4 protein-coding genes and 2 pseudogenes are annotated in these 8470 nt (G+C 38.9%); 3 read left to right on the top strand and 3 right to left on the bottom strand.

The annotated features are described in order from the left end of the window. Positions 1 to 116 precede the first annotated feature (116 nt). Both L6C30_RS13900 and adeS read left to right on the top strand, forming a co-directional pair. Positions 117 to 689: pseudogene (locus tag L6C30_RS13900) on the top strand (winged helix-turn-helix domain-containing protein); the annotation flags it as partial. Continuing rightward, complete coding sequence (gene adeS, locus L6C30_RS13895; RefSeq protein WP_032073131.1) at positions 679 to 1785, top strand: two-component sensor histidine kinase AdeS; 1107 nt, start codon at positions 679 to 681, stop codon at positions 1783 to 1785. The pseudogene L6C30_RS13900 and the gene adeS, both read left to right, overlap by 11 nt. 103 nt (positions 1786 to 1888) lie before the next feature. On the opposite strand, the gene L6C30_RS13890 is transcribed toward adeS, so the two are convergent. The 3 genes from L6C30_RS13890 to L6C30_RS13880 all read right to left on the bottom strand — a co-directional run bounded on the left by L6C30_RS13890 (position 1889) and on the right by L6C30_RS13880 (position 7781). Continuing rightward, positions 1889 to 3403: an MFS transporter gene (locus L6C30_RS13890; RefSeq protein ID WP_032073148.1), complete on the bottom strand. Its 1515-nt coding sequence runs from the start codon at positions 3401 to 3403 to the stop codon at positions 1889 to 1891. A gap of 113 nt (positions 3404 to 3516) precedes the next feature. Further along, the gene (locus L6C30_RS13885) at positions 3517 to 6621 is read right to left on the bottom strand and encodes a multidrug efflux RND transporter permease subunit (protein WP_270915313.1); all 3105 of its coding nucleotides are present in this window, start codon (positions 6619 to 6621) and stop codon (positions 3517 to 3519) included. Next, positions 6618 to 7781, bottom strand: a complete 1164-nt coding sequence (locus tag L6C30_RS13880; protein ID WP_032073150.1) for an efflux RND transporter periplasmic adaptor subunit — start codon at positions 7779 to 7781, stop codon at positions 6618 to 6620. The genes L6C30_RS13885 and L6C30_RS13880 overlap by 4 nt, the downstream gene beginning before the upstream one ends. A 426-nt stretch (positions 7782 to 8207) precedes the next feature. Between L6C30_RS13880 and L6C30_RS13875 the strand changes: the two are divergent. Continuing rightward, a pseudogene (locus L6C30_RS13875) lies at positions 8208 to 8357 on the top strand (LysE family translocator); the annotation flags it as partial. Between the last annotated feature and the right edge of the window lie 113 nt (positions 8358 to 8470).

Here is an 8470-nt window from a genome sequence, read left to right as displayed (position 1 = left end):
AAATGAGTTTTACTATGATCAGCTACCCCAACAAAACAAGGTGGCTTAACTAGAGCGGAATATCACTTATAAATACGCTTTTAGTTGTTCAAACAAGTGGGACCACCTCTCTAAAAGCCAACTCTATCGACCTGATTCTCCTTGATATTAAATTACCCAAACTAAATGGCTGGGAAATTCTACAAATCATCCGTCAAACAAGTCATTTACCTGTCATTATGCTGACTGCCTTAGATGATCAAGTGAATAAGATCATGGGGCTAAAAATGGGTGCTGATGACTTTATTATTAAGCCATTTAACCCAAACGAAGTGATTGCACGAATACAAGCCGTACTTAGACGAAGTACAAGCCAAAATATGGAAATAACTAATATTATTCGTTATAGAAATATTGAAATTAATCCAGATCATCATCAAGTTTACATTTCAAATGGTCAAAGAAATCAGTTGCTCAACCTTACGTTAACTGAGTATAAGATACTGTTTTTGATGGCAAAAACACCGAATAAAGTCTTTACACGTAATGAATTGATCCAAAACTGTATGCCTGAAAGTGATGCTTTAGATCGCACTGTAGATAGCCATATCAGCAAATTACGCAAAAAACTTGAAGAAAATGATGTAAATGGCTTATTAATCAATGTCCGTGGCGTGGGGTATCGCTTAGATCAAAATCATGAAATTTAACTTTTTTAAAAATTCTGTTGGAATTAACTTCCAGTTTATTATCATGATGAGCCTATTCAATTTAGGCATTACGCTGTTATCTTTCATGATTGGCTATTTTGTTTATAGCTGGGCGATAAAAATAGGTTTTCTAAATACACAAGTTATTAATTCAAATGAATTTTCAGTTACCTCCGTTGACTTTATCTGGCTGTTTTTAGTGCTATTAACAGGCTTTTTTCTTTCTACTATCCTCGCCTTTAAATATGGAAAACGCTATACACAGCCAATTAGTGATTTAGCAGATGTTATTCAACAAATTCAACAAGGCAATTTAGCACTCAGAATTAAACAGCCACATCATGATATTCCACATGAAATCAAGTCTCTTATTGAGAACTTCAATGAAATGGCAAACCAACTTGAAGTATCAGTTAAGAATTCAACTGTTTGGAATGCTGCAATTGCACATGAATTACGAACACCTGTGACAATATTACAAGGTCGCTTGCAAGGTATTGTCGATGGTATATTTATTGCCGATAAAGCTTTACACCTAAGCTTATTGAACCAAGTCGAAGGCTTATCTTACCTTGTGGAAGATTTACGGACACTGACACTTATTGAAAATAAACAATTACGATTAGAACTAGAAAAGACCAATTTAAAAAATAGTATTGAAAAATGTCTGCAGATGTTTAATGAACGGTTTCATGTTAAAGGTTTAACTATTGTTTTAAATTTGACGGATAAATTGGTTTGCGTTGATATAAGAAGGATGGAACAGGTCTTTATTGCATTGTTCTCTAACTTTCTAAGATATTCGAATGCTGGAAAAATAAATATTACATCTGTAACCACAGCAGAACATTGGGTATTGACGTTTGAAGATGAAGGTCCTGGTATTGATGAATCGCATCTTAAACACCTGTTCAAACCCTTCTATCGACTGGAAGACTCTAGATCATGTCTAGATGGCGGTACTGGATTAGGCTTGGCAGTGATTGATGCAATTATTGAAGCACACCAAGGTCATATTTATTATTCTAAATCCAAAAACTTAGGTGGCAGCTGTTTTACTATTCAACTAAATCGTAAGACATCAACTCATTTATAATGTGTTAAGTTCAGATTAATACGGCTTAATTTAAACCATAAATTTAAGATAAATTGATGTCTGAACTTAACCATTCTGTTTGATGATCCTCAAATAAATTTCATCACAATGAATTCTCATCTCGATATTTAGCTAGCATAAAAAATACCACAATGGAGAGTATCCCGATGATAATCCCTGCTGTTAATAATAAATTAACATGAGCTGAACTGAAGGCAATTTTACCTGCGTTAATCAATGCTGTACCTTGTTCAACGGGTAACTGGCTCGCCACTAAATAGGTATCACCAATCGAAAGTCTGGCTTTTTCTGCTAAAACAGCAGTTAAATCTGACGGCACTTGAAGATGACTGCCAAATATATAGGCCATGAAAACACCAAATAAAGTAATACCTAGTCCTGTACCCAGTTCATAACCTGTACTTTCAAGTGAACCTGCCGCACCGCCCTTTTCTGCAGGTACTGAGCCCATGATCGCAATGGATGAAGCTGTTAAACCAATACTCAGTGTTAATCCAATCGAAGCTAAAATAAAGGGAACGATGATTCCCGGATGATGAAAATCTGAATAACTCAAACTGACCAACGCAATTGCTGCCAATATTAATGACATGGTCGCAACCAGACGGAGTCCAAATTTATTGGATAAAAAACCAGCAATAGGCCCGCCAATAGCGGCCGCAACCATAATCGGAACCATAAAAAGACCGGCTTGCAGCGGTGTTAAACGAATGACATATTGCAGCTCCATTGCCAAAGTTAACTCAACCCCTGCCAAAGCGCCTGCAGCAACCATTGCCATAATAATGCCGGCTAAAATAGCAGGACGTGAAAATAGCGAAAGATCTAGCATCGGCTGAGGAGAATTCAGCTGTTTGCGTACAAATATGGTTAATAAGCCGATAGATAAAACGACCAAAGGCAAGACAATCAACAACGACTGTTTACCGCCTAAGCCTGCTTTTAGTGCATATACAAACGAAATCAAACCGACAATCAGCAATAGCGCTTGACCAAATGCCCAATGTCCAGGGGTTATAGCTTCTTTTCGGGACAATAAGAAATAGCACATTGGTGCGACAACCAGCATGATTGGGACGTTAATCAGGAAAACTGAACCCCACCAGAAATATTCTAACAATCCCCCACCAATGAGCGGTCCAATGGCGGCACCGGCTGATCCGATTGTGCCCCAAATACCCAGCGCAATGGCACGTTCGCGACTGTCTTCGAAGGTTCTGCGAATAATACCCAATACACAGGGCATAATCATGGCACCGCCTAATGCTAATAAAGCACGTGCGGCAATCAGCATAGAAGCCGTTTGGGAAAATGCCGCAAGGACTGAGGCAATTCCAAATATAACCAAGCCAATCAGCAGAATCTTACGATTGCCGACACGATCAGCCAAAGTTCCCATCGGAACTAAAAGTCCAGCCATAAGTAATGGATAAATATCAATAATCCATAAGACTTGGTTACTTGTGGCACTCAGCGATTGGGTTAATGAGGGAACCGCAACATGCAGTACAGTCATATCAATCACAATCGGCAGAAATGCAAGCACGACAGCGAGCAATATCCACCAGCGTTTCGGATCAAGATTGGTAGCTTTCATGATTAAACCTATATTGATGGTTTATTAAATCAATTCTGAAATAAAGATGTAAATGAAAGATTTGTTGTGGGCTAAACTCGTTAACCCACAGCTTTTATTCTCAGTTTTGATGCTTAATGTGCCGCTTTACGTTTCGAGAATTTCTCAACCATGCTCATGACGACAATAAAGAAAATCGGTACAAAAATAACAGCTAGAATTGTTGCGCTGATCATGCCGCCAAAGACGCCTGTACCAATCGCTTTTTGAGTTTCAGAACTAGCGCCACTGGCAATGACTAAAGGAATAACGCCACAGGTAAATGCCAAAGATGTCATTAGGATTGGACGTAAGCGCAATTTAGCGGCTGCAACGGTTGCCTCCACTAAACCCATTCCTTCTTCTCTTAGTGCTTTTGCAAACTCAACAATCAAAATAGCATTCTTTGCAGATAGACCAATAATCGTGATCATGCCGACCTTAAAGAAAATATCATTTGGCATACCACGTAACATTACTGCTAAAAAGGCGCCAATCAACCCTAGAGGGACAACTAGCATCACAGAGAATGGAATTGACCAGCTTTCATAAAGCGCTGCCAAGACAAGGAAAACGACTAACATCGACAACAGTAATAAAAACAAGGTTTGTGATTCCGACTGTTTTTCTTCTAGAGAAATCCCAGTCCACTCATAACCCACACCTTTCGGAAGTTGTTCAATCAAATTTTCCATCTCAGTCATGGCTTGTCCTGAAGATATACCTGCTGCTGGACTGCCAGAAATACTCAATGATGGACGACCGTTGTAACGATTGTATTGTTGTGGGGAATGTTGCCAAATTGGAGTAATTATTTCAGACATTGAAACCAATTTACCGCTTTGACTGTTCACCTTAATCTGAAGAATATCTTCAATACTCATGCGTGATTTGGCATCAAGTTGCACAATGACTTGCTGCATACGGTCATGATTTGGAAAATCATTGATATACATCGAACCCATTGAGGTTGAAATAATATCGGTCACATCACTGAAATTAACACCTAATGCCTGCAATTTATCTCTATCAATTTTAAGCTGTACAGAACTGCCATCTGGCAAACCTTCAGGATAGACCTCCGCCACGATTTTACTTTGTGCTGCTAATGCTAAAAGCTGATCTTGTGCTTCTCTTAAAGCAGGCATGCCAATATTGCCACGATCTAATAATCTCAGTGAAAAACCAGATGAGTTACCCAATTCATCAATTGCTGGTGGTAACACAGACATGGTTTGACCTTCTGAACTTTCAGCCATCGCTATATTGGCATTATTCACGACTTCTTGTGCCGTAATAGTACGCTCTTCGAATGGCAATAGATTGGTAAAATACATCGCTGTATTCTGACCAGATCCACTAAAACCAAAACCTAAGACCGCCATATTGTCTTTAATCCCCGTTTCTTGGTCTAAATAATTTTGAAACTCAGCAACGACTTTACGGGTACGTTCTTGAGTTGCATCCGCAGGAAGTTGAATCGAAGTCATAAACCACCCCTGATCTTCTTCTGGCATAAACGCAGTCGGAACGTGTTTAAAACTAAAAATCAGCACAATGACAATGCCTAAGAAACATAACATTGCGAGGGTTTTATGTTTAATTACTTTAAATAAACTGCGTTCATAGCGATTGTTCAGCTTCTCAAAACTGCGATCAAACGATGCAAAAACACCCTTTTTCTGATGGTCTTGATCAATCGGTTTTAACATCGTTGCACATAACGCAGGGGTTAATGTCAGTGCAAGGAAAGCTGAGAATAAAATTGAAACCGACATGGTAATGGTGAACTGACGATAGATAATCCCCACTGAGCCTGACGCCAATGCCATCGGCAAGAATACAGCGGCTAACACTAAGGTGATGCCAATAATCGGATTGGTAATTTCCTTCATGGCTTTAGATGTGGCTTCAACTGGAGATAAGCCTTCTGTCGCCATAATGCGTTCAACATTCTCAATGACCACAATCGCATCATCGACAATAATCCCGATCGCAAGCACCATACCGAACATGGTCAGCACATTAATCGAAAAACCAGCAAGCAGCATGACTGAGAATGTGCCAAGCAATGCAATCGGTGCAACAATCGCCGGAATTAAGGTGTATCGAACATTGTGTAAAAAGATAAACATGACAATAAAAACTAATGCCATAGCTTCAAGCAATGTCATGATTACTTTTTCAATCGAGATTTTTACAAAAGGTGCAGTGTCGTAAGGTATAGAGAATTTCATACCATCAGGCAGTGCTGAACCTAACTGTTCAATTTTCGCTTTAACACCTTCTGCAGTCTTGACAGCGTTGGCACCAGGACTCATTTGTATCGCCACAGCTGTAGAGGCTTTGCCATTTTCTAAAATCGCAAAGTTATACATCTGTGCCCCGATTTCGACACGAGCGACATCCGACAGTCGAACATTGGCGCCATTTTGTTGAGCACGTAAACTAATTTTCTTGAATTGCTCTACAGTTTCTAATTGACCTTGAGCAGTTAAAGGAATAGTAATTTGTTGCCCCGTCAAAGCAGGAACATCACCAATACGACCTGGTGATATCGGCAAGTTTTGGTTTTGGATGGCTGTATTCACATCTTGAATACTCAATCCATAAGAAACCAAACGATCTGGATCGACCCAAATCCGCATGGCTTTTTCAGCACCAAAATTTTGGACTTTACCAACACCGTCAACCCGCTTTAATTCTTCAATCACATAGCGAGTCATATAGTCACTGACATCAATTTCACTATATTTGCCATTCGGTGAACTTAAGCCCACCATCATTAAAAAACCAGACGACGCAGCATCGACCATCAGCCCTTGTTGTCGCACTGTTTGAGGTAAGCGTGACTCAATGGCTTTAATTTTGTTTTGCACATCAATTTGTGCAAGTTCTACATCTGTACCTGGTTTAAATGTTGCGGTGATTGTTGCTGTTCCAGAACTATCTGAACTTGAACTGTAATAAAGTAAGTTTTTGACACCTGACATTTCCCGCTCAATCAAGGTCACAACACTATCATTCAATGTTTTTGGCGTAGCACCTGGATAGATTGCCGTAATACTAATCTGTGGTGGCGCAACACTTGGGAATCGTGCAATAGGTAACTTGGGGATGCTTAGTACACCCAACAGAATAATAAATAAAGCAATCACCCATGCAAAAATAGGACGCCTAATGAAAAATTGGGACATTATTGCTGTCCTCCATTTTCCTTAATATTTGTAGGTTGCCACTGCTTAATTTTTAATTTTTGCTCAGGCTGTATACGATCAGCCCCTTCAACAATGACTTTCTCACCTGCTTGTAACCCTTGTTTGATCACATAGTTATTTTGATAACGTTGACCAAGCTGAACAGGCTTGCTTTGCGCTAAACCTTTTTGATTAACAATCGTAACATTGGCTTTACCACTAATATCATGTTGAATCGCTTGTTCTGGAACTAGGAGCGCATTTTCAACTTGAGCTCGGCTCATATTGACTCGAACATACATGCCTGGCAAAAGTTTTTGATTTTCATTATTGGCTAAAATACGGATTGTGACATCACCCGTATCAGGATCAACTTTAGTATCCGAAAATAGGATTTCACCTGTAACGTTATAAGGTTTACCCTGACTATTTAGGATTTCAACCGTATGTTTGGTATTTGACACGTCACCTTGCTGTAAAGCTTCCTGTAGTTTTTCATAATCACTAATTGATTGCTTTACATCAACATAGACTTTATTAATCTGTTGTATTACGGCCATTGCATTAGTATCACCTTGACCAACTAATGCACCCTCAGTCACTAAGATTTCACCAATCGTTCCCGAGATAGGGGCTGTAACAGTCGCATATTTAAGATTAAGTTGTTGTCTGCTTAACATGGCTTGCATTTGCGCCACATCGGCTTTTGCTTTTTGATAATCTGCTTCGGTATTGTTGTATTCCTGCTGACTAACCGCATTTACTTTTACTAATTCAGTGTAGCGTTTTAACAGCACCTGCAAACGTGTCACCTCAGCTTGTGCACGGTTTAAAGTGGCTTGATTGCTTTTTACATCTGCCTGAAATATTTCAGAATTCAATTTAAAAAGCGGTTGACCTGCTTGCACATAAGAGCCTTGCTTAAAAAGTACTTTATCAACAATTCCACCTACTTGCGGGCGAATTTCAGCAATACGGTAAGCGACAACACGGCCTGGAAGATTTTCAATTAAATTCATGGAATGCGGTAATACCGTGATGGTACTGACAACCGCTGGTGGCATTTCTGTTGGGGACTGTTCAGCATCTTTGGCTTGTGTACAGCCGATTAAAAGTACAGTTGTAATAAGTATTGAACCTATTAAATGATAATGTGTTGACATGCTTTTTCAGAGGGGGGGTTTTAGATACTACTATTTTGAAATAGCAGTGTTTATGAATTGCTGATGTTGTGTGGAGATTGTGTGGAGATTGTGTGGAGAGATTAAAAGATTTATTTTTTAATGACACGCTTAAACAGCGTGGCTTGTAAATTAGTATAAATAATTTTGTTGTTCTACAATTTTGATCGTATCTTAGTTTTTTCTCATAGTTCATGAACTTTAAAATTCTAAACCAAGACTAATATTTATATAAGCAATTGAAAATACAATACATAGTTTCTTTATACACTTATGAAGTGAACTTTAGGTGAACATAAGTTAAATAGAAATTTTTAATTAGTTCAGCACAAACGTACAATCTTTAAGGCCTATAACTCGATACCGTTCTCTCTTTGATGTTTATTGCTATCTAATTGAGTGAACTCTGTGGAAATATTTCTTTATACATTAAGCGTTATGTATAGCCCAGGCCCTGTAAATTTTATGGGGCTAAATTCTGGCCTTACAGGTCAATTAAAAAAGACTATAGGATTTTACCTAGGCATTGGTTTCGCCATGTTGATCTTATTCGTATTGTTGGCACTGTTGCAAATAGTCGGTGGTGATAAACTTATCATCCCCTTTTGCTGATGGAGCTGCACATGAACCCATTCAAAGGCCGGCATTTTCAGCGTGACATCATTCTGTGG

Source organism: Acinetobacter sp. KAM396, from assembly GCF_021602765.1.
Lineage (GTDB): Bacteria > Pseudomonadota > Gammaproteobacteria > Pseudomonadales > Moraxellaceae > Acinetobacter > Acinetobacter towneri_A.
This window is presented reverse-complemented; position numbering and strand designations above follow the sequence as displayed.

Bases quoted from the DNA above. Each gene is read 5' to 3' on its own strand.
- L6C30_RS13890 (WP_032073148.1), bottom strand. From the start codon at position 3,403: ATGAAAGCTACCAATCTTGATCCGAAACGCTGGTGGATATTGCTCGCT.
- adeS (WP_032073131.1), top strand. From the start codon at position 679: ATGAAATTTAACTTTTTTAAAAATTCTGTTGGAATTAACTTCCAGTTT.
- L6C30_RS13880 (WP_032073150.1), bottom strand. From the start codon at position 7,781: ATGTCAACACATTATCATTTAATAGGTTCAATACTTATTACAACTGTA.